Genomic DNA, 24,796 nt, shown 5'->3' with positions numbered 1-24,796 from the left:
GCGCTGCGCGCCGACCTCTCCCCCGGAGGGAGAGGTGAAGGTCCGGGATAAGCCGGGTCCAAGGGGCTTAGCCGTTCAGGGCAGGCCGTCGGGGTGATGGTGATTGGTAATGTTGACCAGTGTCCAGGCGAGACAGGCTTGTGCCCATTCGGCTCCGGCCACAAGCCCGCGCTGTTTCGCCCAATGCGCCCGCCCAGCCTGACGCCCGGGAAGACACGCGGCCACCAGATCCGGCGTGCATGAGGGATGGTCATAGGCCGCGACGAACAGATCAAGGCGGCGCAGTTGATCCTGCGGGCTCCAGCGGTCCTCGCCGAGGCCGAGCCAAGTCCAGACACTGTAGGTGAGGTCCCACAGGCGGGTGCCGGGCATGATGGTATCGAAATCGATCATGCCGGCTGGTCTGTCGTCGACAAGGACAGTGTTGGCCGGTGTCCAGTCGTTGTGACACATGACCTCGGCTCCGGCGGCAGGGACCGGGGGGAAGTCGGTCGTGCAGTCGTGGAAGCGTCGCAGGAGATCGGCCGCGTCGGTCAGCTGGGCGTCGCTGAAATCGTCCTTGTCGAACAGGACTTCGCCAGGCAGGTAGGTGAGGATTTCGCGGCCCTGATCGTCATGGCCGAGGAAGCGTGGGGCGTGGCCGAAGCCCTTGCGTTCCAGGTGGGCCAGCAGGGCCTGCTGCATGCGCGTATCGTGCCGGGTGGCGCGGCGGATGGTGTCTCCGACACGCACAACGCCGTTGACCTGCCCGCCGGCGAGGGGAATTTCCTGTTCTGACAAGCGCGCCTCCACGTGGGGGCACAATAATGCGGCACGGGGCGGGAGCAAGAGCGGCGCTGCGGGATGATCTCTCCTTCGAAGGGAGAGAGGGGCGGGATGGGCGTGGGCTCGAATATTGGGGCTCCCAACACCCCCTCCCATCCTCCCCCATCAAGGGGGAGGTGCTGTCCGGTGGATGGGCGAGACCGCGCCACAATCCACGTACTCACAAGGGGCCGTACCCCCACCTAACCTCCCCCTGGCAGGGGGAGGGACTGATGCAGTTTGTGGGTCGCGATGTGGCCAAGGTCGCCGTGCGGCTCCTCCCCCTGTCAGGGGGAGGGTGGGAGGGGGCGCCTTACGCGACCTGGGCGAACCTTTCGTCGAAGGCGTAGCCGGCGCCGCGGACGGTGCGGATGGGGTCGGTTTCGCGGCCGCGGTTGATGGCGCGGCGGAGGCGGCCGATATGGACGTCGACGGTGCGCTCGTCGACATAGACGTCATTGCCCCAGACACCGTCGAGGAGCTGCTCGCGTGAGTACACTCGACCAGGATGGCGCATCAGGTATTCGAGCAGGCGATATTCGGTGGGGCCGAGATGGACGTCGCGATTGGCGCGGCGGACGCGGTGGGTGGTGCGGTCGAGCTCGAGATCGCCGACCTTGAGGGCGGCGGTGACGAGATTGGGATTGGCGCGGCGCAGCAGGGCGTGGATGCGGGCGATCAGCTCGGGCACCGAGAAGGGCTTGACCACATAGTCATCGGCCCCGGTGGCCAGGCCCCGGACGCGCTCTTCTTCCTCGCCGCGGGCGGTGAGCATGATGATCGGGATGCGGGCGGTTTCCTCGCGGGCGCGCAGGCGCCGGCAGAGTTCGATGCCGGAAATCTCGGGCAGCATCCAATCGAGCAGGATGAGATCGGGCAGCTTTTCCTGAATGGCGCTCTGGGCCTCGTCGCCGGTTTCCGCGGTGACGACGCGGAAGCCCTCGGCTTCGAGATTGTAGCGCAGCAGGATGGCGATATCGCCTTCGTCTTCGACAACGAGGATCGTGGCGGGCATGAGATGTGCTCCCGTCGGTTGCGGCACCATGGCCGGTGCTTGTGGCTCCACCCCTCCGAGCCTCCCCCATCAAGGGGGAGGTACGGGCCGGTGGTTGGGAGGCGTCAGCGCTTGTGCGGCTACGCCTTGATCTGGGTGCGGTGCAGTTCCTGGACGTCGTTGGTCAGGGGCTTGCCGGTCTGCAGGTAATAGGCGCGCTCGGCGATGTTGGTGGCGTGATCGCCAATGCGTTCCAGGCTCTTGGCGCAGAACAGCAGGTGGGTGCAGGTGGTGATGTTGCGCGGATCTTCCATCATGTAGGTCAGCAGCTCGCGGAACAGGGAGGTATGCATGGCATCGACCTCGTCATCGCGGTTGCAGACCTCGATGGCGGCGGCGGCATCGCGGCTGGAATAGGCGTCCAGCGCTTCCTTGATCTGGCGCAGCACCAGGGCCGTCATGTTCTTGACGCCGTTGTAGAAAGTGGGCTGCAGGCTCATGCCTTCGAGCTTGAGCGAGCGGCGGGCCAGCTGCTTGGCCATGTCGCCGACGCGCTCCAGATCGGAGGCGACGTGGATGGCGGTGACAATGGCGCGCAGGTCGGAGGCCATGGGCTGGCGACGGGCGATCATGGAGACGGCCATTTCGTCGATCTTGCGCTGCATGTCGTCGATGCGCTGGTCGGCGATGATGGTCAGGTCGGCCAGTTCGCGGTCGAGCTTGAGCAGGGCCTTGGTTCCATTCTCGATGGCCACTTCGACCTGGCCGCCCATTTCGGCGATGGTCTGGGCGAGCGCGACCAGTTCGTCATTGTAGGACGAAACGATGTGTTCGGAGCCGGTATTGGGCATAGCGTAATCCTTGTTGTCCGAGCCCGGATCAGCCGATGCGGCCCATGATGTAGTCCTGGGTCTGCTTGTTGACCGGGTTGGTGAAGATGTCTTCGGTGACGCCTTCCTCGATCAGCTTGCCCAGGTGGAAGAAGGCGGTCTTCTGGCTGACGCGGGCCGCCTGCTGCATGGAGTGGGTGACGATGACGATGGTGAAGTTCTCGCGCAGCTCGTCGATCAGCTCTTCGATGATGGCGGTGGCGATGGGGTCCAGCGCCGAGCAGGGCTCGTCCATCAGGAGGACTTCCGGCTTGGTGGCGATGGCGCGGGCAATGCAGAGGCGCTGCTGCTGGCCACCGGACAGGCCGGTGCCGGGCTCGTTGAGGCGATCTTTGACCTCTTCGAAGAGGCCGGCCTTGCGCAGCGAGGAGACGACGATTTCCTCGGTCTCGGCCTTGGTCGAGACCATGCCGTGGATCTTGGGGCCGTAGGCGACGTTTTCGAAGATCGACTTGGGGAAGGGATTGGGCTTCTGGAACACCATGCCGACGCGGGCGCGCAGTTCCACAACGTCGAGGTTCTTGTCGTAGATGTCCTCGCCATCAAGCGTGATCCTGCCGGTGACGCGGCAGATGTCGATGGTGTCATTCATGCGGTTGAGCGAGCGCAGGAAGGTGGACTTGCCGCAGCCAGAGGGGCCGATCAGCGAGGTGACGCGGTTGCGCTCGATCTCGAGGTTAACCCCGAACAGGGCCTGCTTGGCGCCGTAGAAAACGCTGACATCCTCGCCCTTCATGGCCACTGTGGGAGGAATTACCACCTGGTCGGGCTTTGCCACGAGCGTCGAACCCTTGTTTTCGGTCATCGCGTTCATCTCTCAGAATTCCGTCTTCTGGCGCGAGGCGCCGGTTGCATCTTGTCAGTGTTACCAGCGCCGTTCCAGCCGCTGCCGCAGGAAGATGGCGACCGCGTTCATGAGCAGCAGGAAGCCCATCAGAACCAGGATGCCGGCCGAAGTGCGCGAGACAAAGCCGCGCTCGGGGCTGTCGGCCCAGATGTAGATCTGGGTGGGCAGCGCGGTGGAGGCTTCCAGCACGCCACCGGGCGGGCTGGTGATGAAGGCATTCATGCCGATCAGCAGCAGCGGGGCGGTTTCACCCAGTGCCTGGGCGAGACCAATGATCGTGCCGGTGAGAATGCCGGGCAGGGAGAGCGGCAGCACGTGGTGGAGGATGACCTGCTGGGGTGAGGCGCCCATGCCATAGGCGGCCTCGCGGATGGAGGGCGGGACGGCCTTGAGGGCGTTGCGGGTGACGATGATGATGGTGGGCAGGGTCATCAGCGCCAGCACCAGGCCACCAACCAGCGGCGCCGAGCGGGGCAGGCCGAAGATCTGCAGGAAGACGGCCAGGCCGAGCAGGCCGAAGACGATGGAGGGCACGGCCGCGAGGTTGTTGATGTTGACCTCGATCAGGTCGGTCCAGCGGTTCTTGGGGGCGAATTCCTCAAGATAGGTGGCCGCGGCGATGCCGACGGGGAAGCTGATGAGGAAGCAGACCAGCAGGGCATAGAAGGAGCCGGTGATGGCGCCGGAGAGGCCGGCCAGTTCGGGGAAGCGGCTATCGGCATTGAAGAACAGGCCCCAGTTGAAGGGGGTGGAGACACGGCCCTGCTCCTGCAGGCTGTCGAACCACTCGATCTGCTGATCGGTGACGCGCCGGTTTGCCTCGGGCGTATTGCGGTCGATATTGCCCTTGTTGAGCTGGTCGAAGATGTCGGCGGCCGGAATATCGAGCGTCAGCGTGCCGCCGATCACCGATGGATCGGCCACCACGGCGTTGCGCACGAAGAACTGGGTATTGTTGGTCAGGATCTGCGCGATCTGCCGGGCCTGGGCGGGGCTGTCGGACGGCAGCAGGGCGCCAACACCATCGCTGACCACGGCGCGCCAGTTGCCTTCGGCGGGATCGGCCGGATCGACATATTCGGCGCTGATCGGGAAATCGACGCGGATATGGGTCTGCACGAAGGCCGAGTAGCCGCCCAGCACGAGGGTGAAGAGCAGGATGCCGAGCAGGCCCACGGCAATGGAGATGGCCGTGATGCCATAGGCGCGCAGGCGGAAGTCGGCGGCGTTGCGCTTATTGCGCAGGCGGGCGCGATTGATCGCGGCAGTCTGGACCTGGGTCGGCAGGGTTGCGTCGGTCATGATGGCCTCAGTCGTACTGTTCGCGATATTTGCGCACGATGGTCAGCGCAACGACGTTGAGCCCCAGCGTCACCAGGAAGAGCACGAGGCCCAGGGCGAAGGCGGCAAGCGTCTTGGGGTTGTCGAAGGAGGTGTCGCCGATCAGCAGGGTGACGATCTGCACGGTGACGGTGGTGACCGAGTCGAGCGGATTGATGTTGAGCGTGGCGATGAGGCCGGCGGCCATGACCACGATCATGGTTTCGCCAATGGCGCGGCTGAGGGCGAGCAGGATGCCGCCCATAATGCCCGGCAGGGCGGCGGGCAGCAGCACCTTGGTCATGGTTTCGGCGCGGGTGGCGCCCATGGCCAGCGAGCCGTCGCGCATGGAGCGCGGCACGGCGCGGATGGCGTCATCGGCGAGCGAGGAAATGAACGGGATGATCATGATGCCCATGACGCCGCCAGCCGCGATGGCGCTGTTGGGCGAGGTGGCCAGGCCCATGAGATTGCCGGCGCCGCGAATGGCGGGCGCCACGGTGAGCACGGCGAAGAAGCCGTAGACCACGGTGGGGACGCCAGCCAGGATTTCCATGATCGGCTTGATGATGTTGCGGACACGGTCGCTGGCATATTCGGTGAGGTAGATGGCGGTGAAGATGCCGATCGGGGTGGCGACGAGCATCGCGATGGTGGCGATGACGATGGTGCCGACAAAGACCGGGACCGCACCGAAGGCGCCATTGCCGGCGACCTGATCGGCGCGAATGGCGATCTGGGGTTCCCAGCGCAGGCCGAAGAGGAATTCGTGCACCGGCACGAGCTTGAAGAACTCGATGGATTCGTAAATCAGCGAGGCGATGATGCCGATCGTGGTCAGGATCGCCGCGATGGAGCAGGCAATCATGATGCCCGAGGTGAAGGCTTCAACGCCGTTGCGGGCGCGGAAGCGCGGCGCCAGACGCGAATATGCGAAGAACATGGCCAGCAGCATGGCCGCAACCACGACGACCACCATCAGCCAGGAGGCGATCTGCTGCCAGCGCAGCAGGGTCTCGGCGGCGGCGGTGATCTCGGGGGTCGGCTCGGCGAAGATGCGGCCGGCGGCGACATTCTTGATTTCGGAAAGCAGCAGGTTCTTGTCGGCGGCAGAGGCCGCTTCGGTCAAAGTCGCGGGCAAGGTGGACAACAGCATGTTGTCGATCACCGAGCCCTGCGCCATCAGCCAGAGCAAAAGCAGGACCAGGGCGGGGACGCCGACCCAGACGGCGACGAAGGCGCCGTGATAGCCGGGCAGGGAATGGGTGGAGACGCCATTGGTCGCCACGAAGCGATTACCGGCGGAGCGCCCGACGAAGAAGGCGGCGATCGAAAAGACAAGGATTGTCAGGAAGAGATAGCCGACCACGACGCGAGCCCCCAGGGACGAGACGAAACAAGAAGGGAAGCCGGGGTGAACCCCGGCTTCCCAGTCGTATTAGTTGCCTGCAGTCATTGCCGTCGATTCGGCAACGGCGGTGCGGGTGGCGTCACGCTCTTCGGTGCTCAGCGGGATCAGGCCGCGCTCGGAGAGGTAGCCACCTTCGCCGAAGGATTCCTCGGAGACGTATTCGGTGACGAATTCCTCGAGGCCGGGGATCACGCCCTTATGGGCGTTCTTGACGTAGATATAGAGCGGGCGCGACACGGCATAGGACGCGTCGGCAATGGTCTCGGTGGTGGGCAGGACGCCATCGACGGCCACAGCCTTGAGGGTGTCGCTGTTCTCGTAGAGGAACGAGTAGCCGAAGATGCCCAAGGCATTGGAGTCGGCGTTCAGGCGCTGCACGATCAGGTTGTCGTTTTCACCGGCTTCGATGAAGGGACCATCCTGGCGCATGCGCGAGCAGGTCTCTTCCATGGCGTCTTCATCGAGAGCCGCGATGGCTTCGAAGCCTTCGCAGCCTTCGAGCATGACCAGCTCGACGAAAGCGTCACGGGTGCCGGAGGTCGGAGGGGGGCCGAACACGGTGATCGGGGTGTTGGGGAGCGAGGCGTCGATGTCGGACCAGTTCTTGTACGGGTTGTCGACGATGGCGCCGTCAACTTCAACCTGGGCAGCCAGGGCCTGGAAGATCTGGGCCTTGGTGAGGTCCAGGTCCGGACCCTGCTGGGAATGGGCGATCGACAGGCCGTCGTAGCCGATCAGAACTTCGGTGACCGAGTCGACGCCGTTGGTCTGGCACAGCTCGAATTCGGACTGCTTCATGGCGCGCGAGGCACCAGTGATATCGGGATGATCCGGGCCAACGCCGCCGCAGAAGATCTGCATGCCGCCGCCGGTGCCGGTCGATTCAACGACAGGCGCCGTGCCGCCGGTCATGGCAGCGAACTGCTCGGAGACTGCCTGGGTGTAGGGGAACACGGTGGACGAGCCAACGATGCGGATCTGGTCGCGCGACTGGGCGAAGGCGGCGGTGGTGCCGAACGCGGCAAGCGCGATCACGGCAGCACTGGCGTAGAGTGCGGTCTTCATGGGATTTCCCTTTCGGAATTCGTTTTCGAACATGGCCGACCTTCCGGAACATCCCCCGGGCCGCCCTGTGACGCGGCAGACCATAGGGTGGCTAGGCGACAGTTTTATTGCTGTTGCGTGACGCGTTTGTGACAGGTTAATGCGTTGATTTTGCAGTGAAACGTCCGGAAGAACGCGATTCCGGCGTGGCTCTGTGACATTCGAATGTGACAGAGCGGCGTGAGTCCGCGCAGCGAGACCAGCGGCAGTCTAGCCGGGCTTTGTGACAGTGATGCCATGGCTGCGGGTGGTTCGCTCGGGAGGGTATTCGGCCCGTGGCGAGGTCTGTCGCCGCGTGTCCGGGGCTCGGCGCACCCACCCCCTCCTACCTCCCCCATCAAGGGGAGGTTTCTCTCCACTCTTAGGGCGCAATCGTGCCACGCCCACTAGCGCAGCAGGGGGCGGACTTCGGCCTGGATCTTGCGCATCAGGGGCAGGAAATTGGCGATCATGTGCGAGGTGGAGGCGCGGGCGGAATGGGCGCCGACATTGAGCGCGGCCACGGTCTGGCCCTGCGCATTGAAGAGCGGCACGGCGATGGAGCAGAGACCCAGCTCGAGTTCCTCATCGATCACGGCAAAGCCCTGGGCGGCGACGACGGCCAGCTCGGTGGTGAGCGAGGGCAGGTCGGCCTTGGTCTTGGCCGTATAGGCAACCAGCTCGGAGCGGTTGAGGATGTCGCGCGCCGCATTGGGGGGAATGGCGGCGAGCAGGATGCGGCCCATCGAGGTGCAATAGGCCGGCAGGCGCGCACCGGCGCCCAGATTGATCGACATGACCCGGCGGTAGGAGGCGCGGGCGATATAGAGAATCTCGGTATTGTCGAGTATGGCGGCAGAGGAGCTCTCGTTGATCTGGGCCGAGAGGTCTTCGAGGAAAGGCTGGATCAGCCGGGGCAGCGGCGTGGCCGCCAGATAGGAATGGCCCAGATTGAGCACGCGCGGGGTGAGGCGGAAGAACTTGCCATCATAGGAGGCGTAGCCGAGATGGGTGAGGGTGAGCAGGCAGCGGCGGGCCGTTGCGCGCTCAAGGCCGGTGCGATTGGCCACATCGGTGATGGACTGGCTGGCATGTTCCTCATCGAAACACTCGATGACCGACAGGCCCTTGACCAGTCCATTGATGATGTCGCCTTCGCGCATGACCCGCTCCGCTTCAAGCGGCCGGGGGGCCGCAGGGCATAATGCCTCGTCACAGGCATGCTATATAGCGGAGTGGGCGATACTCGAACAAAAATCGCTGAGCGCACGAGGTCAGGCGGGGAAGGGTGAGCCCTTGGTTGCGGCATCGTCGTTGTGCTGGGGCGCAGCGCGGTTCCGGGCCCGTTTGGCGGCGACACTGGAAATGCCGAAGAAGGCCAGGATAGCGAGGGCATTGTTGGCGATAAGCAGGGCGCAGAACATGGCCCAGAGCTGGTCGGCAGGCAGGCTGTTGTTGAACTGGGGGATGGCACCCAGGGCAACCGGCACATACCAGCTGGTGACCGACGTGGTGCCGCCGACGACCATCAGAATGCGCTGATAGGCGCTGAGACCGCCAAACAGGGTGCGGGACACCTGCTGCTCGACAACGGGCAGGACCACCTTGTGCAGGAAGACGGCGTTGACCGTCAGCACGCCGACTACGCTGACCTTGGCCCAGATCTTGGGATTGGCGAGCTTTTCGGGGTCGAAGGCCCAGTAATAGGCCAGGAAGGCCAGGCCGCTGATCCAGAGCATGACGAGGCCCGCCGTCACCACCTTGGTGCCGAATTCGAAGGCTTCGGCGTGGGACCGGCGGATTTTGGCCAGCACCATGAAGCGAAGCATCATGAGATCGAGAAAGGTTGCGGTGCCCAGGCCCAGGGCCAGGCCGATGAAGTGTACAATCCGAATGCCACCCTTGAGGAAGGTGGGTTCGGCAAGAAGAGATGTCAGGGTCATCTGTGTTTCCATGCGTGCAGGTGCGACGCGACCAAACAAATGGCAGCGGACTGTGAACATTGGTGGTTGATAACGCAAATATACAAACACCGGGCCCAAGAGATGACGAGGTGTTCTTCGTCACCAATGCGCAGCCTGGCGAGCCGTGATTATGTCTCACGGTGGAATGTTCAGATAATCGGGGAAACGCGGCCAATTTGTGAGGCGTGTGCGAGCTTGTGGATTTTGTCCGGCCTAGCGCAATCCGGCGCGGGCTAAGCTGTTCACTTTCCCGCGAGATTCGGCGCGGCCCAAGTGGGATAAAAATGAGCAAGCAGGGCCATGAGCGGGCATAATAGCGGTGCAATAGGTCCAATCGTGGCAGAATGTGGCGTGATTCGATCCCAATGGCCGGCCGCGGGCGGACTGGCGGGGGGGGGCGCGGGCCTCCCATTGCGCGGTAGGCGCGCCGACATGCATGGCGTGGCCGGGACGAGGGGAAGCCACTTCTCTCTTGCCAGCCTGCGCTACCCTCCCTATGAGGCAGATGGGGGCCTATAGCTCAATGGTTAGAGCCGACCGCTCATAACGGTCTGGTTCCAGGTTCGAGTCCTGGTGGGCCCACCAAAGAATCTGGCGGTTTCCGAGTGATCGGGAGGCCCTGTTGTGTTTGCGTCCCTCACGCAATCCAGGCCCGATTGGTGGCTCGTGCGACCGGCACTCCTGAATTTTCTGCTCTCCGCTCCGGTCGTACTTACTGGGCTAAAGTCCAGTATCGACACGTCCTAACGTCCGGAAATACCGGAGACCTTGATGCCCTTAGTTCGTCGGACCTTGTGACCTGACGCCCGATGCATCCATTGGGCACTATTCCTCCACGCTGACGGTCATGGTGCGCCCTGTCCGTTGCACCGATACCAGCCCGACACAGTCGGTCGGGTCGTCATGCAGTGTCGCTGAGGGGCGACGGAGGGAGTTATCATGGTAACCTATATCAAGAGCGACCTGGAGTTCATTCTCAAGCAGATCCAGATTTCGGAGGCCCATGCGGCGGGAACGCCGCTTTATGGTCCCGGTGGGCTAATCCCGGCCTACAATATCGCCTGGGGCCTGCGCACGGTTGACGGTTCCTACAACCACCTGCTGCCCGGCCAGGAATATTGGGGCGCGGCGGACCAGCCATTCCCCGAGCTGCTCGAACCCGACTTCCGCACCATCATGGTCGATCCCGATGGTCTCGGGCCATCGCCTGCCATCCCGATCACCTATACGCCGGGAGCCGATGCCGACGGTCCGGGAACCTTCGCGGACCCGGGTGACGTCATCGACCCGGAAGTGCGCACGATCAGCAATCTGATCGTCGACCAGACCCTGGGCAATCCGGCAGCCATCCTGACCGCCCTGCAGCGGGCCGGCGTCGACCCCGCCCTGCAGCTGGGGATCACGGCAACCATCAGCGCTGCCTATGCACCGGTCGAACCGCTGTTCCAGGCCGTTGCCGTTGCGGAGCGCGATGACGCTGCTGCGTCGGCCGCTGCTGCTGCGAGCCCCGGAAACGTCCTGCTACAGGCGGCCGCCGATGCTGCGGCCGCCGCCCTTGCGACAGCCCGCGCCAATCTCGATGCTGCGGACGACGACCTGATGGCGTTGCTCGATGCCAATGGCATAACGCTGGACGGCGCCAATGTGCATCTGCCCAATATTGCCCCCGACGAGGGATTGTCGGCCCCGTTCAACTCGTGGTTCACCCTGTTCGGCCAGTTCTTCGACCATGGTCTCGACCTGGTCAACAAGGGTGGCAGCGGCACGGTGATGATCCCGCTGCAGCCGGACGATCCGCTCTATGTCCCCGGCAGCACGACCAATTTCATGGTGCTGACCCGTGCGACTGTCGGACCGGGTGCTGACGGCATCATGCTCGACGATCCCAATACGGCGGTTGATGAAAGCGCCGACAATACGCGGCCGGTCAATACCACTACGGCATATGTCGACCAGAACCAGACCTATACGTCGCACTCCTCTCACCAGGTGTTTCTGCGCCAGTATGAGCTCAATGCCGATGGCGATCCTGTCGCCACGGGCAAGCTCATCGAGGGTGCCAATGGCGGCATGGCGACCTGGGGTGAACTGAAGGCCCAAGCCCGCGACCTGCTGGGTATCCTGTTGACCGACGACGACGTGGGCAACGTGCCCCTGCTGCGGACGGACCAGTATGGCAATTTCATCCCGGCGGCCAATGGCATGCCGCAGATCATCACCGGCATCGGTGGTGACGGCATTCCCAACACGGCCGACGACATCGTGGTGGTCGGCAATATCGCCGCCCCGGTCAATCCGACCACTGTGCTGGCCCTGCGGACTGGCCATGCCTTCCTGGCCGATATCGCCCACAATGCGGTGCCGACCGGCCTGGCGGATGGCGACATCACCATCGGCCTGGGCAATCCGGATAACGGTCCTGCCGAAGACGGCTCCTATGACAACGAACTGCTCGATGCGCACTTCATCGCCGGCGACGGTCGCGTCAACGAGAATATCGGCCTGACCGCCGTGCACCATGTCTTCCATGCCGAGCATAACCGACTGGTCGAGCACACTAAGGAAACCGTGCTGGCCGATGCCATCGCCCTGCGCGATGCAGGTGCCTCCGACGCTCAGTCCGTGGCCTTCCTCAATGAATGGCTGGCCGTGGACGTCGCGACGATCCCGGCCAATGTCAATTCGTTGGTCTGGGATGGCGAACGTCTGTTCCAGGCGGCCAAGTTCGGTACGGAAATGCAGTACCAGCACCTGGTCTTCGAGGAATTTGCCCGCAAGATCCAGCCCAACATCAACGTGTTCCTCGTGCCAGACGGCTTCGACACGACCCTGGACCCGTCCATCGTCGCCGAATTCGCCCATGTGGTTTACCGCTTCGGCCACTCGATGCTGACCGAAGGAATCGACCGCTTTGATCCCAACTTCCTCGAGAGCGATATCGGCCTGATCGAGGGCTTCCTCAATCCTACCGCATTCAACGGGGTGGGCGGCTCCATCGCCGATGAGGTCGCGGCTGGCGCCATCATCCGGGGCATGACCCGGCAGGCCGGCAACGAGATCGACGAGTTCGTGACCAGCGCCCTGCGCAACAACCTGCTGGGCCTGCCGCTCGACCTCGCCACTATCAACCTGGCCCGTGGCCGCGATACCGGCGTACCCTCGCTGCAGGCGGCGCGCCGTGACTTCTACGAAGCCAGCAACCAGAATGTGCTGCTCAAGCCCTATGTGAGCTGGGTCGACTTCGCCAGCCACCTCAAGCATGAAGCCTCGATCATCAACTTCATCGCGGCCTATGGCACGCATTCGCTGATCACCGGTGCCACTACGCTCGAGCAAAAGCGCGATGTCGCTTTGAGCATCATCACCGGCGTTTCGGTGAACGGCGTGGTCATTCCTGACGATGCCCAGGACTTCCTCAACGGCACCGGCGCCTATGCCAATGACCTGGGCGGCTTGGAAAATGTCGACCTCTGGATCGGCGGCCTTGCCGAGGAGATCATGCCGTTTGGCGGCATGCTGGGTTCCACCTTCAACTTCGTGTTCGAAGTGCAGATGGAAATGCTCCAGAGCGGCGACCGCTTCTACTACCTGCAGCGGCTCGACGGGTTGCACCTGTTCGGCGAGATGGAGAACAACTCCTTCGCGGCGATGATCATGCGCAATACCGACGCGACGCATCTGCCCTCGGACGTGTTCTCCACGCCCGGACTGATCCTGGAAGTCGACCAGTCGCGCCAGTTCAACGACCTCAACGGCGACGGCGTGCTGGAAAGCACCGATCCGGTCGGCACGGGCCTGCTTACGCAGCTGGTCAGCCGCAACGACCCAACCACGGCCGGGCCTGACACCAACTACCTGCGCTATACCGGTGGTGACCATGTCGTCATCGGCGGCACGGATGCGGACGACACCATCATTGCCGGCATCGGTGACGACACGCTCTATGGCGATGCGGGGAATGACTATCTTGAGGGTGGCTTCGGCAACGATATCCTCAATGGCGGCGACGGCGACGACATCATCGTGGACGCCGGCGGCGACGACAATATCAAGGGCGGTGCCGGCAATGACGTCGTCCATGCCGGACCGGGCCTCGACCTGGTACTGGCCGGCGCTGGCCATGACTTCGTCTTCCTTGGCACCGACATGGGTTCGGAAGTCTTTGCTGGTACCGGCAACGACTATATCTACGGCAACAAGAATGCCGAACGCATCCTGGGCAACGAGGGCAACGACTGGATCGAAACCGGCACTTTCGACGGTGCCCCCGGCGACAATTTCGATGAAGTCTTCGCTCACGACGGCATCGATGGACACGACGTGTTCCTCGGTGACGGCGGGTTCGACGAGTTCATCGGCGAAGGCGGCGACGACATCATGGTCGGCAGCGCGGGCCGCGGCAAGATGGTGGGTATGTCCGGCTTCGACTGGGCGACCTACAAGGACAACACCATGGCGGTGAATGCCGACATCGGCATTCCGATCGTCTTCGACGAAGCCCCGGTCCTGCCCCAGAATGCCTCCCTCGACGAATATGAATCAGTCGAGGGCCTGTCCGGCACGGCGTTCAACGACGTGCTGACCGGCACCAACGAGGATGCCACGACCCTGGCCTCCTTCGCGAATGGCGGTTCGGGCGGTGGCTATCTGGGCAGCGTGCTCGATGCCGAAGGCATTGCCCTGATTAATGGCCTGCAGGCGGTAGTGGGAGCCGGCGTGACCGAGTTCGGCTCGGGCGACATCATCCTGGGCGGCGACGGCAGCGATCTGATCACCGGCAAGATGGGCGATGACATCATCGACGGCGACAAGTGGCTCAACGTGCGGATTGCCGTGCATGAATCGGTTGGCGTCGACGGCGGTGTCGGTCCGGTGCTGGAATATGCCAACAGCATGACCCAGCTGGCTTCCCGCATGTTCTCGGGTGAAATCAACCCCGGCCAGCTGCGGATCTATCGTAATATCGAAACGGCCGATGGAACGGGCGATACCGACATTGCCGTGTTCGGGGACGACTTCGCCAACTACACGATCACCTCCAACGGTGACGGCTCGATCCAGGTGACGCATGTTGTTGTCTCGGACGGGCTGGAATCGGACGGTTCGGACCGCGTCAGCAATGTGGAAATGCTGCGCTTCCGCGACCTCGACTACTCGCTGGTCAAGCCGGTGGTGCAGCTCTACACTCGGGATGTCGCCAGCTATCTGGAAGACTTCGCCACGCAGAGCTATTCGGGCACTGACAGCGGCGGGACCACGCCTTGGACCACGAACTGGACTGAAACCAATGACGGCCCCGGCGCTGGCAGCCCCACCGGTGGCGATATCCAGATCACCGGCGGCCGGCTGGCTTTCCTGAGCGGCACCGATGGCGGGGAAATCGTTACCCGCATGGCGAACCTGACCGGCGCGACTGCTGCAACCCTGACCTTCGATTTCGAGGACCAGAGCCTCGATGTGGGTGAGAATGTGGTCGTCGAGGCCTATAATGGTTCGACATGGCAGGTTCTCTCGTCCCTGGGTGGCAGCACGCCGACCGGCAGTGCCAGCTTCTCGGTCAACCTGACCCCGGCACAGATCGGCGCCTTCTCTGGAATCCGCTTCCGCACCGAGGGTACGTTCGAGGGCGGTGAGAATTTCTACATCGATAATATCCGGCTGACCTACTCGTCTCCGGCCGCGGTGCCTAGCGCCAATTATGCGACCACGTTCAACGAAAATGGCGCGGCCGTGGCCATTGCAAGCGGCCCGAGCATTACCGATGACGGCACGTCGCTGGTATCGGCCCGGGTCTTGCTGACCAATGCGCAGCTTGGTGACGTCCTGGCCTGGGGTGCATTGCCGGGCGGGATCAATGCCAGCCTCGACTCCTCGGTTGAGGGGCAACTCGCTGTCCTGCTGACGGGAAATGCCTCGCTGGCAGCCTACCAGTCGGCAATCCAGTCTGTGACCTTCAGCAACAGCTCCGACAATCCGGGCGCAACGGCCAGGGTCATCGAAGTCACGGTCAATGACGGGTTCGTGAACAGCGATCCCGCGGTGACAACCGTCACCGTCGTATCAACCAACGATGCGCCGGTGGCGGGGAATGACAATGTCATCACCAATATTGCCGGGCCAGTGGCGATCTCGCATGCCTTGTTGATGCTCAACGACACCGATCCCGAGGGCAATCCGCTCAGCGTGACCGGTGCCAGCGAACTCAATCTCAACTTCTCCGTCGTCAACAATCCGACCAATGTCACGGCCACACGCACCGACGGCGATAATACCAAGAACTTCACCTACACGGTCAGCGACGGTTCGCTGAGCGACTCGGCCAATGTCGACCTTACCTGGGATACCGGAGCCTCGGTCGACGGCGGCGCCGGCGACGACATCCTGCTGGGCAGCGACGGTGCCCACACCTTCGATGCCGGCGCTGGCAACGACATCGTGTTTGCCGGCGGCGGGGTCGACACGATCATCTGGAACGCCAATACCACCGGCGCCACGGATGGGTTCGATCGGGTGGATGGCGGCTTGGGGACCGACACGTTCGATGTCAACACCCGGGCTGGGACGGCGGAAGTGTTCCGCGTCTACACCCGTGATGCGGCAGAAGATGCAGGCATCGTCGTTGTGGGTTCGACGACGGAGATCGTCATCACCCGCCAGGCGGGTGGGGTGACCTCGGTCATTGCCGAACTCGACAATATCGAGGAAATCCGCATCGGCACCCAGACGGCCGACCCGACCCCCGGCGGGGCCGGCGGCACACCGGGCGACAGTGTCCAGATCTTCGGTGACTTCAGCACCACAAGCTTGGCGCTCAACACGATCACTATCGAAGGCACGGACGGTGACGACACCATCGACATCTCGTCGCTGACCTCGGCCCACCGCATCGTCTTCAAGTCCAATGGGGGGAATGACACGATCGTCGGTACCCTGCGACCACAGGACGTGATCGAGCTGCCCGCCGGGATGACGCTGGACGACTTCGTCGAGAATACCGACGAGAACGGCCTCACCACGCTGAGCGATGGCGAACACACGATCAGCTACGTCTCGCCCCATGGCTCCCATGTGGTCGAGACCGACGATGACGAAGACGATGATGACTACGACGACGAGGATGAAGACGAGGACGACGACGAGGAGGATGAAGACTGCGACACCGATGACGAGGACGATGACGACGCTCCGGCGCCGGTTCACTCAGGCTCCGTTGTCGGCACGCCGCAGGACGATCTCCTGGTCGGCACCTCCGGTGGTGACCTGGTCTTCGGCTTTGCCGGAACCGATCACATCATAGCGGGTGCCGGGGCCGATGTGGTCCGGGCCGGGGCTGGGCATGACTTCGTGGCTGGCGAGGCCGGTCGGGACGTGCTGTTCGGCGAAGACGGTGACGACGACATGTTCGGCGGCAATGGCGACGACATGCTGTATGGCGAAGCTGGCGACGACCGTCTGTTCGGCGAGAACGGCAACGACCTGCTGGATGGCGGCGACGGCGACGACGCGGTGTTCGGCGGCAATGGCAACGACATGTTCGTGGCCTCGATGAATGACGGCAACGACACCTACTATGGCGGCGACATTTCCGAGGATACCGGCAATGACACGCTGGACATGGGTTTCCTCACCGTCGATGTCGCCGTTGACCTGGGAACCGGAGCCAATGGCCGCGGCAGCGCGGTCAGCAGCCAAAGCGGTACCGACACCCTGTGGGGCGTGGAAAATGTCACCACAGGCTCGGGCAACGATACGATTGTCATGAGCAATGCCGTCAATATCGTCGACGGCGGCCAGGGCGAGGACGTCTTCGTCTTCGGCTCTGCCACGGCGGCCCATGGCGATACGATCCGCGGCTTCGAGGCCGGCGACAAGATCGACCTGTCGGGGATCGACGCCAATACCGGGATGGCGGGCAATGACACGTTCACCCTGGAAGGCGGCCAGGCAACGACCGCGCCGGGGCAGATCGTGGTCACCCACGAGACCCGCGAGGATGGCGAGTACACCGTGGTTGTCGGCAATACGTCCGGCGACAATGCGCCCGAGTTCCGCATCAACATTGCGGGCAACCATGCGCTGACGGCGGACGACTTCAACCTCTAGCCTCCAACTCCACCCGGCCGGTGTCCTACCGGCCGGGTTTTTTCGATCATCCAGCCCGGGGGCTAAAACCATGGCATCAAATGCGAAGGCAATGGCGGAACATCGCGGAGACGAGATGTTGCGCAAGGAATTCAAGGGTGTGTCGGTCTTCGTCTTCTGGATTTCCGGCATCATCAACGTGCTGGCGCTGACCGGCTCATTCTACATGCTGCAGATCTACGATCGCGCGCTGACCAGCGGCAGCATCCCGACCCTGCTAGCCCTGTCGGTTCTGGTCATCGGGCTCTATCTGTTCCAGGGCGTGTTCGACGTCATCCGGTCGCAGCTGCTGGTGCGCATGGGCGCACGGTTTGACCGCATGCTGGCCCCGATCGCCCACCGCGTCAGCGTGGACATGCCGCGCTTCGGCTTTTCGACCGGCGAGGCGCTGGAGCGCGGACGCGACGTCGACACGATCCGCACCTTCATGGGCAGCCAGGGGCCGGTGGCCCTGTTCGACCTGCCCTGGGTGCCGCTCTATATTCTGTTTGTCTATTTCCTGCACCCGGTGCTCGGGGCGGTCACCCTGGGTGGCGCCATCGTTCTGGCGCTGCTGACGGTGTGGACGGAACTGCGCTCGCGCAAGCTGGCCTCGGCGGCCCAGCAGGCGCAACTGGCGCGCAATGCGGTGGCGGACTCCAATGCCCGCAATGCCGACATCATCAAGGCCATGGGCATTTCGAGCCGGGCCGTCTCCCGCTTCAACACCGCCAACCAGGACCACCTGACCCTGCAGACCCGGGCCAGCGACGTCATCGGCACGTTCGGTGCCTTTTCCCGCGTGCTGCGCATGGTGCTGCAATCGGCCCTGCTCGGGCTGGGTGCCTATCTGACCATCCAGGGCCAGATGTCGGCGGGCGCCATCATCGCCGTGTCGGTTGCCGCTTCGCGGGCCCTGGCTCCGATCGACATGGCCATTGCCAACTGGAAGGGCGTGGTGGCAGCACGCCAGGCGTTCAAGCGGTTGCGCGACACCATGATTGCCCTGTCCGGCATGGCGCGTCCGCTGGAGTTGCCCGCGCCGACCAAGTCGTTCAAGGTCGACAAGATCACCGTCGCTGCGCCAGCCACCGGCCGGGTGCTGCTGACCGAAGTGGCCTTCGAGCTCAAGGCCGGGCAGGCCCTGGGCGTCATCGGTCCCAGCGGTGGCGGCAAGACCACGCTGGTCCGCGCCCTGACCGGCATCTGGCCCGCCTTGCGCGGCTCGATCCGGCTGGACGACGCGGACCTGACGCAGTGGGATGAAGACAAGATCGGCGAATATGTCGGCTATCTGCCGCAGGACGTTGCCCTGCTCGACGGCACCATTGTCGAGAACATCACGCGGCTGGCGCCGCAGCGCGATGCCCGCGCCATCGTGGCGGCAACCAAGGCGGCCGGCGTGCACGAGATGATCGTGCGCCTGCCGGATGGCTATGACACCCAGCTCGGTCCGATGGGCACGGCCCTGTCGGCCGGCCAGCGCCAGCGCATCGGCCTGGCGCGGGCGCTCTATGGCGATCCCTTCGTGGTGATCATGGACGAGCCCAATGCCTTCCTTGATGCCGAGGGCGAGCAGGCCCTGAACCTGGCGATCCGGCAGGTTCGGGCCCGGGGCGGCATTGCCATCGTCGTTGCGCACCGCCCGTCAATCCTGGCGGAGGTGGATATGGTCGCGGTGATCCAGAATGGTCGCCTGACGGCATTCGGACCCAAGGACGAGATCGTGGCCGGCCAGCGCCAGGCCAATGTCAACGCCCCCAGGATCGTCGAGCCGCGTGCAGAAGCGGGAGAACCGGCATGATCATCGAGGCCAAATCAACCCGACAGCCGCCCGAGGCGGGCGATCCGCGCAAGCCGTTTGAGCTGGTGCCCGAGAAGGCATCGCGCATTCCGGTCTATTTTGCCTTGCTCATTACGGGCCTTGCCGCCTTTCTCAAGAGTGCCTTTCCGGCCCGGTCGGTCGAAGAGCAGGCGGGACCCGATGGCAACCGGGACGCGGCCCTGAAGGAAACGCCACGCGGCCAGCGCACCGAGCCGGACATGCCAATGCTTGTCGACAATACGACTACCGGCTCAATCAGCAATGAGAAGCCGGGCTTTGGTGTCCTGCGGTCGAGCGGCAGCTGGGAGAGCGGCTTTACGCTGATCGAGCCGCTGTCGTTCAACTATACGGCGTCGTTCGAAATGCTGGGTCCCCAGGTTGCGGCCTTTTTCCCGGCGGCGTTCAGCGTGCAGCCGCAGAATGACAACCAGCCTACGCCCGCAGGCGGTCCGGGCAGACCGGTAAAGGCCGGACCGGACGAGGATGATGTGCCCGACCTGTCGGATGAGGACCCGCTGGAGGATCCCGATGTTCCGGATGAGGATGATGAAGACGAGGAAGACGACGATACGGAGCAGGCCAACCGTGCCCCGGTCGCGATGGGGCCGGTGCGGCTCAATGACGTTTTTGCCGGCCAGGTCGTCCTGATCGGTTTGTCGCATCTGCTGATGGGAACCACCGACCCCGATGGCGACACGCTGAGTGTCAACGACATCACGGTGAGCGGTGGCATGCTGGTCCAGGTTGGGGGAGGCTGGTCGTTCATGACGGTGCCCGGCATGCTGGGCCTCATCACCTTTACCTACAATATCAGCGACGGGCTGCTCGAGATCGTGCAGACCGCCAGCCTCGAAGTGGTCCGCAATACCGTCCTGCTGACCCCATGGGACGATGTCTTCGTCGGCACGCCCTGGGACGACGACATCGACGGCCTGGCGGGCGATGACATCATCGACTCACGCGCCGGCAACGACGTCGTGGTGGGCGGGCTCGGCGACGACAACATCAATGGCGGGGACGATGACGACCAGCTGTTCGGTGGTGTCGGCAATGACATCATCTTCGGCGGCGCCGGCAATGACATTATCGGCGGCGGCGAGGGTGACGACCGGCTGTTCGGCGATGCCGGCGACGACATCATCGATGGCGACGCCGGCAACGACACCCTGATGGGTGGCGACGGCGACGACATTCTCGACGGTGGAGATGGCGACGACCTTCTCGAAGGCGAGGCGGGCAATGACACCATGATTGCCGGCGCAGGCAATGATGTGGCGCGCGGTGGCGCGGGCAATGACGTGGTTGAAGGCGATGCCGGCAACGACGCGCTGGCGGGCGGGGAGGGCGATGACATCCTCGACGGTGGCGATGGCGACGATGTCCTTGATGGCGAAGCGGGCCATGACACAATGTTCGGCGGCGCCGGCAGCGATGTGCTTGAAGGCGGCGCCGGCGACGACGAGCTGATGGGCGAAGCCGGTGACGACACGCTTGATGGCGGGGAGGGGAGCGACCTGCTCGATGGCGGCGAAGGGGATGACACGGTGCTCGGCAGTGCGGGGCACGATCATATCGATGGCGGGGAGGGGCATGACACGCTCGACTACTCGGCCTTCACCGACACCATTACTGTCGATTTCGACGCCGGCACGGCCAGCAGCGAGGAGATCGACGAGGACCATTTCGAGAATATCGAAGCAGTCATTGGTGGCCAGGGCAGCGACGTCTTCAAGATTGGTGCCACCGCGGCAGTGATTACCGGCGGCCGCGGCGACGACCTCTTCATCTTCACCGTGACGGACAATGCCCCGACGGTCAGCCATCAGCTGATGCATGAGATCCTCGATTTCGTGGTCGGCGATCGCATTCACGTGGCCGACTACGAGATTTCCCGGCGCGCCGAACGGGCCGAGGAGGACCTCTTCGAGCAATTCTACCATGAGCTTGATGAAGGGTTTGAGTCCGACCTGCCGATCCGGGTCACCCACGCCTTCTATGATGACATGGATCACACGATCATCGAGGCCGATCTCAACCGCGACAGCATTTATGAAATTCACATCACGTTGGATGGCGTCCAGCCGGACATGATTGCCGGCAATCATTTCGCCTGAGGGGCGAGCAGGGAGTATGACTATGAGTACGATGGATATGGCGGCACCCTATGCGCGTTCCGAGGGGTTGTCCGCAGGCAGCGTCAAGCTTTCGGATTTTCCCCTCAAGGGTAGGATTATCCTTGGCAGTGTAATGGCCATGCTGCTGCTGGGCGGAATTGGCGGCTGGGCGGCTACGGCAAAGCTTTCGGGCGCCATCATTTCCAGCGGCACTGTGCTGGTCGACGAGAATGTGAAGGTCATCCAGCATCTCGATGGCGGCGTGGTGCGGTCCATCGAAGTGCGCAAGGGGCAGACGGTCGCCACAGGCCAGGTGCTGCTGCAACTCGAAGACGTGCCGATCCGCAGCGAGCAGTCCATATTGCGTGGCCAGCTGGCCGAGCTGCTGGCGCGCCAGGCGAGGCTTGTCGCGGAACGCGACGCGGCCGCGGCGATCAGCTTTCCGGCGGATTACCTGACGAACTATCCCGGCTCGGACCTCATTCTGCAGGGCGAGCAGCAGCTGTTCGACAGCACACGGCGCAACCGGCTGTCGCAGCGCGGGCAGCTGGAGCTGCAGGTGGCGCAGTTGCGCGAGGAAGTGGGCGGGCTGGGTTTCCAGGCCGCGGCACTCGAGGACGAGCTGGCGCTGGCGCGGGAAGAGCGCGCCCGCCTGGGCGAGCTGGCGCAAAAGGGACTGGTCGAGACCACGCGGCTCAACGCCGCCGACCGCGAACTGGCACGCATGCTGGGCAGCCAGGGCGAGTTGCTGGCCAGCACGGCACGCGCCAATGCGCGGATCAGCGAAGTCGAGCTGCAAATCCTGGCGATCGACGAAATCGGCTATACCGAAGCGCAGCGGGAACTGCGGAGCGTCGAGGCCAGCATTGCCGAATTGCAGGACCGGCTGGCCGCCGTGGACGACCGGCTCGCACGCACCCAGATCCGCTCGCCGGTCGACGGCACCATCAATGAACTGTCGGTGACCACGCTGGGCGGCGTCATCAGCCCGGCCGAGCGCCTGATGACCATCGTGCCCGTGGATGCCAAGCTCAAGATCGAGTTCAATGTCGCGGTCAGCGATATCGACCAGGTCGAGCTGGGCCAGGATGTGAAGCTGCGGTTCAGCGCCTTCAACCAGCGCACGACGCCGGAAATCGAGGGCATGGTGTCCCGTGTCTCGGCGGCAGCCACCAGCGATCCTGACAGCGGGCAGAGCTTTTACGTCATGGAAGCCGAAGTGACCGGGGACCTGTCGGTGCTGGGTGAGCGTGGCCTCATCCCGGGCATGCCCGTGGAAGTGTTCGTGCAGACCGAACAGCAGGTGGCGCTGGCCTATTTCGTCAAGCCCTTCACCGACCAGATCACGCGGGCATTCCGGGAGGAATAAGGCTGAAGCGCCTGTCCTGACCAACCGCAGCATCGTCTGCCCAGATCACAGCCAGCGTCAGGGCCGCGTTGATCGGGCGGACGGGGCCGCGGCCAGGGCCTGAAGGACCGCGTCGTCTTCAACCTGCCGAAAATCGGCATAGTAGAGACCGATGGCGCCAAAGGGCTCATGCTGCTCCAGGCAGATGACGTCATCGGCCTCGCCCTTGAGCGTCAGGAGAATATCGGGGGCGGCGACGGGCACGGCGACGACGATCTTTCGCGGATGCATGGCGCGCAATGCGCGGATGGCGACGCGGATGGTGGCGCCGGTCGCAATGCCATCGTCGATCAGGATCACCATGTGCCCGGCCAGCGGCGGGAAGGGGCGCTGCGCGAGATAGCGCTGCCGGCGGCGGTCGATTTCTGCCAGCTCCCTGTCTCTTACTGCGGCGAAACCGGCCTCCGAAATCCGGGCGGCGGCGATGACGTCTTCATTGCGGATGGTGACAGGCTCGGCGCCACCGACAATCGCGCCCATGGCCAGCTCCGGTTGCTGCGGCAGGCCGAGCTTGCGCACGATGAGCAGTTCCAGCGGCGCCTTGAGGGCACGCGCAACCCCCGCGGCCACGGGCACGCCGCCCCGGGGCAGGGCGACGATAACGGGGTGATCGGCCTGGTAGTGCTGCAGCGCCCGAGCCAGCTGCTCGCCGGCGTCCTTGCGATCGTGGAATGGCATCGCAACTCCTTCATCGGAGTGTCAGATCGGCCGATAATCGCCCCTGTGCGGGCGGTCAGTGTTGCCAGACGACGAGGCCGGCGGCGGTGGCCATCATGGCGCCGGCCGTCTTGTTGAGGCGGCCCAGGGCTCGGGGGCTCTTGAACATTTCGCGGGCGGCCGAGGCCAGCCAGGCATAGCCGCAGCCGATGAGCAGCAGAACCACGACCACGATGAAGGTCAGTTCGGCAAAGGCGATGGGGTTCATCTGGTCGAGCGGGATCACTGTGGGCAGGATGGCCAGGTAGAAAACGATGGTCTTGGGATTGCCCATGGTCAGCGAGAAACCGGCCAGGAAGGTGCGCCAGGCGTCTTCGCTCTTGGGCTTCATCTGCTCGGCGCCGGGCCGGGCTGTCCAGAATTTGTAAGCGATATAGAGCAGATAGGCGGCGCCGGCCCAGCGGACGACGACGAAGACCGGCCCGAAATAGGTGGCAATGGCGGCCAGGCCGAAAACGGCGAAGACGAAATAGACCAGGTCGCCGGCCAGAATGCCCAGCACCATGGGGAAGGCGCCCCTGAAACCACCGCCCAGAGCGCGAGCCACCACGGCCGCAACGCCTGGCCCGGGGACCAGAACGGCGATGGCATAGGCGACGGTGAAGGTCAGGAGGGTGAAGACGTCCATGATGCGGTCTCGGTTTGGGAGCGCGACACTAATCCCGAGCCACTGAAAAGCAAAGGCCCCGCGCAAGCGCGGGGCCCTGGCCATCTGACAGGCGTTGTTTATTTGGGGAGCAGCACGTCATCGACGACGTGGATGACGCCATTGGACTGGTTGACGTCGGCGATGGTTACGCGGGCGGCACCACCGGACTCGTCGTAGACGAAGATGGTATTGCCGCGGGCGATGGCAGTGAGGGTATCGCCGCTGACCGTGCGGAAACTGAACTGGCCGTTGTCGCTGGCGGAAATGCCGGCCATCAGGTCGGCGGCGGAAACCTTGCCGGCAACGACATGGGCCGTGAGCACCTTGACCAGTTGACTCTTGTTGGCGGGCATCAGGAGGGTATCGACGGTACCGGCGGGCAGCTTGGCGAATGCAGCGTTGACCGGGGCGAACACCGTGAAGGGACCTGCACTCTGCAGGGTATCGACGAGGCCGGCAGCAGTAACGGCGGCGACCAGCGTGGTGTGGTCGGCCGAGTTGACGGCGTTCTCGACGATGTTCTTGTCGGCGAACATTGCGGCACCACCCACCATCGGATTGCTCTGCGCAAAGGCAGCGGTGGTCGAAAGCAGTGCGAACGTGGCCACGGCGGCCAGCTTGGCGAAATGCATGATTGTCTCCCTGTTGA

Annotated in this window: 16 protein-coding genes and 1 tRNA gene; 5 read left to right on the top strand and 12 right to left on the bottom strand. The window is 63.9% G+C overall.

Annotated features, from left to right (window positions below):
• Positions 1–75: 75 nt before the first annotated feature.
• From ACLI1C_RS13875 to ACLI1C_RS13835, 9 genes are all read right to left on the bottom strand, one after another.
• A complete protein-coding gene (locus ACLI1C_RS13875) occupies positions 76–780 on the bottom strand; it encodes a phosphotransferase (RefSeq protein ID WP_411397667.1) in 705 nt (234 codons plus the stop codon).
• 337 nt (positions 781–1,117) lie between these two features.
• Entirely contained in the window at positions 1,118–1,819 is a 702-nt protein-coding gene (gene phoB / locus ACLI1C_RS13870) for a phosphate regulon transcriptional regulator PhoB (RefSeq protein WP_411397665.1), read from the bottom strand.
• Between the two features lie 119 nt (positions 1,820–1,938).
• Positions 1,939–2,649, bottom strand: coding sequence for a phosphate signaling complex protein PhoU (gene phoU / locus ACLI1C_RS13865; protein WP_411397663.1), 711 nt, complete (start codon positions 2,647–2,649; stop codon positions 1,939–1,941).
• A 28-nt stretch (positions 2,650–2,677) separates the two neighbouring features.
• Positions 2,678–3,502: a phosphate ABC transporter ATP-binding protein PstB gene (pstB, locus tag ACLI1C_RS13860; RefSeq protein WP_411397661.1), complete on the bottom strand. Its 825-nt coding sequence runs from the start codon at positions 3,500–3,502 to the stop codon at positions 2,678–2,680.
• A gap of 51 nt (positions 3,503–3,553) precedes the next feature.
• The gene (pstA, locus tag ACLI1C_RS13855; protein WP_411397660.1) at positions 3,554–4,837 is read right to left on the bottom strand and encodes a phosphate ABC transporter permease PstA; all 1,284 of its coding nucleotides are present in this window, start codon (positions 4,835–4,837) and stop codon (positions 3,554–3,556) included.
• Between the two features lie 7 nt (positions 4,838–4,844).
• Entirely contained in the window at positions 4,845–6,224 is a 1,380-nt protein-coding gene (pstC, locus tag ACLI1C_RS13850; RefSeq protein WP_411397658.1) for a phosphate ABC transporter permease subunit PstC, read from the bottom strand.
• 69 nt (positions 6,225–6,293) lie between these two features.
• Positions 6,294–7,331 carry a PstS family phosphate ABC transporter substrate-binding protein gene (locus ACLI1C_RS13845; protein ID WP_411397656.1) on the bottom strand — a complete coding sequence of 346 codons (1,038 nt, stop codon included), beginning with the start codon at positions 7,329–7,331 and terminating at the stop codon, positions 6,294–6,296.
• Between the two features lie 425 nt (positions 7,332–7,756).
• The gene (locus ACLI1C_RS13840; protein WP_411397655.1) at positions 7,757–8,512 is read right to left on the bottom strand and encodes an IclR family transcriptional regulator C-terminal domain-containing protein; all 756 of its coding nucleotides are present in this window, start codon (positions 8,510–8,512) and stop codon (positions 7,757–7,759) included.
• 111 nt (positions 8,513–8,623) lie between these two features.
• The gene (locus ACLI1C_RS13835; RefSeq protein ID WP_411397653.1) at positions 8,624–9,292 is read right to left on the bottom strand and encodes a hypothetical protein; all 669 of its coding nucleotides are present in this window, start codon (positions 9,290–9,292) and stop codon (positions 8,624–8,626) included.
• 530 nt (positions 9,293–9,822) lie between these two features.
• Here ACLI1C_RS13835 and ACLI1C_RS13830 point away from each other — a divergent pair.
• From ACLI1C_RS13830 to ACLI1C_RS13810, 5 genes are all read left to right on the top strand, one after another.
• A tRNA-Ile gene (locus ACLI1C_RS13830) sits at positions 9,823–9,898 on the top strand.
• A gap of 354 nt (positions 9,899–10,252) precedes the next feature.
• Positions 10,253–17,416 (top strand): peroxidase family protein, encoded by a 7,164-nt coding sequence (locus tag ACLI1C_RS13825; protein WP_411397652.1) that lies wholly within the window; start codon positions 10,253–10,255, stop codon positions 17,414–17,416.
• A 115-nt stretch (positions 17,417–17,531) separates the two neighbouring features.
• Positions 17,532–19,238: a type I secretion system permease/ATPase gene (locus ACLI1C_RS13820; RefSeq protein ID WP_411397650.1), complete on the top strand. Its 1,707-nt coding sequence runs from the start codon at positions 17,532–17,534 to the stop codon at positions 19,236–19,238.
• Positions 19,235–21,373, top strand: coding sequence for a calcium-binding protein (locus tag ACLI1C_RS13815; protein ID WP_411397648.1), 2,139 nt, complete (start codon positions 19,235–19,237; stop codon positions 21,371–21,373). The genes ACLI1C_RS13820 and ACLI1C_RS13815 overlap by 4 nt, the downstream gene beginning before the upstream one ends.
• Positions 21,374–21,395: 22 nt before the next feature.
• The gene (locus tag ACLI1C_RS13810) at positions 21,396–22,742 is read left to right on the top strand and encodes an HlyD family type I secretion periplasmic adaptor subunit (RefSeq protein ID WP_411397647.1); all 1,347 of its coding nucleotides are present in this window, start codon (positions 21,396–21,398) and stop codon (positions 22,740–22,742) included.
• A gap of 57 nt (positions 22,743–22,799) precedes the next feature.
• Here ACLI1C_RS13810 and ACLI1C_RS13805 read toward each other — a convergent pair whose 3' ends face one another.
• The 3 genes from ACLI1C_RS13805 to ACLI1C_RS13795 form a co-directional block, all read right to left on the bottom strand.
• Positions 22,800–23,459 (bottom strand): phosphoribosyltransferase, encoded by a 660-nt coding sequence (locus ACLI1C_RS13805; RefSeq protein WP_411397645.1) that lies wholly within the window; start codon positions 23,457–23,459, stop codon positions 22,800–22,802.
• Positions 23,460–23,514: 55 nt separating this feature from the next.
• Entirely contained in the window at positions 23,515–24,126 is a 612-nt protein-coding gene (locus ACLI1C_RS13800) for a LysE family translocator (RefSeq protein ID WP_411397643.1), read from the bottom strand.
• A gap of 98 nt (positions 24,127–24,224) precedes the next feature.
• Positions 24,225–24,779 carry a fasciclin domain-containing protein gene (locus tag ACLI1C_RS13795; protein WP_411397642.1) on the bottom strand — a complete coding sequence of 185 codons (555 nt, stop codon included), beginning with the start codon at positions 24,777–24,779 and terminating at the stop codon, positions 24,225–24,227.
• Positions 24,780–24,796: the final 17 nt, after the last annotated feature.

The sequence above is a fragment of the Devosia sp. XGJD_8 genome, from assembly GCF_046614475.1.
Classification (GTDB): Bacteria; Pseudomonadota; Alphaproteobacteria; order Rhizobiales; family Devosiaceae; genus Devosia.
The sequence above is the reverse complement of the archived record's forward strand: the minus strand, read 5'-3'. Positions and strand labels throughout refer to the sequence as shown.

Coding starts and splice junctions, on each gene's coding strand:
- ACLI1C_RS13800 (WP_411397643.1), bottom strand. CDS start 24,126: ATGGACGTCTTCACCCTCCTGACCTTCACCGTCGCCTATGCCATCGCC.
- ACLI1C_RS13795 (WP_411397642.1), bottom strand. CDS start 24,779: ATGCATTTCGCCAAGCTGGCCGCCGTGGCCACGTTCGCACTGCTTTCG.
- phoU (WP_411397663.1), bottom strand. CDS start 2,649: ATGCCCAATACCGGCTCCGAACACATCGTTTCGTCCTACAATGACGAA.
- ACLI1C_RS13815 (WP_411397648.1), top strand. CDS start 19,235: ATGATCATCGAGGCCAAATCAACCCGACAGCCGCCCGAGGCGGGCGAT.
- ACLI1C_RS13840 (WP_411397655.1), bottom strand. CDS start 8,512: ATGCGCGAAGGCGACATCATCAATGGACTGGTCAAGGGCCTGTCGGTC.
- ACLI1C_RS13810 (WP_411397647.1), top strand. CDS start 21,396: ATGAGTACGATGGATATGGCGGCACCCTATGCGCGTTCCGAGGGGTTG.
- phoB (WP_411397665.1), bottom strand. CDS start 1,819: ATGCCCGCCACGATCCTCGTTGTCGAAGACGAAGGCGATATCGCCATC.
- ACLI1C_RS13805 (WP_411397645.1), bottom strand. CDS start 23,459: ATGCCATTCCACGATCGCAAGGACGCCGGCGAGCAGCTGGCTCGGGCG.
- ACLI1C_RS13820 (WP_411397650.1), top strand. CDS start 17,532: ATGTTGCGCAAGGAATTCAAGGGTGTGTCGGTCTTCGTCTTCTGGATT.
- pstA (WP_411397660.1), bottom strand. CDS start 4,837: ATGACCGACGCAACCCTGCCGACCCAGGTCCAGACTGCCGCGATCAAT.
- ACLI1C_RS13825 (WP_411397652.1), top strand. CDS start 10,253: ATGGTAACCTATATCAAGAGCGACCTGGAGTTCATTCTCAAGCAGATC.
- ACLI1C_RS13835 (WP_411397653.1), bottom strand. CDS start 9,292: ATGACCCTGACATCTCTTCTTGCCGAACCCACCTTCCTCAAGGGTGGC.
- ACLI1C_RS13845 (WP_411397656.1), bottom strand. CDS start 7,331: ATGAAGACCGCACTCTACGCCAGTGCTGCCGTGATCGCGCTTGCCGCG.
- pstB (WP_411397661.1), bottom strand. CDS start 3,502: ATGAACGCGATGACCGAAAACAAGGGTTCGACGCTCGTGGCAAAGCCC.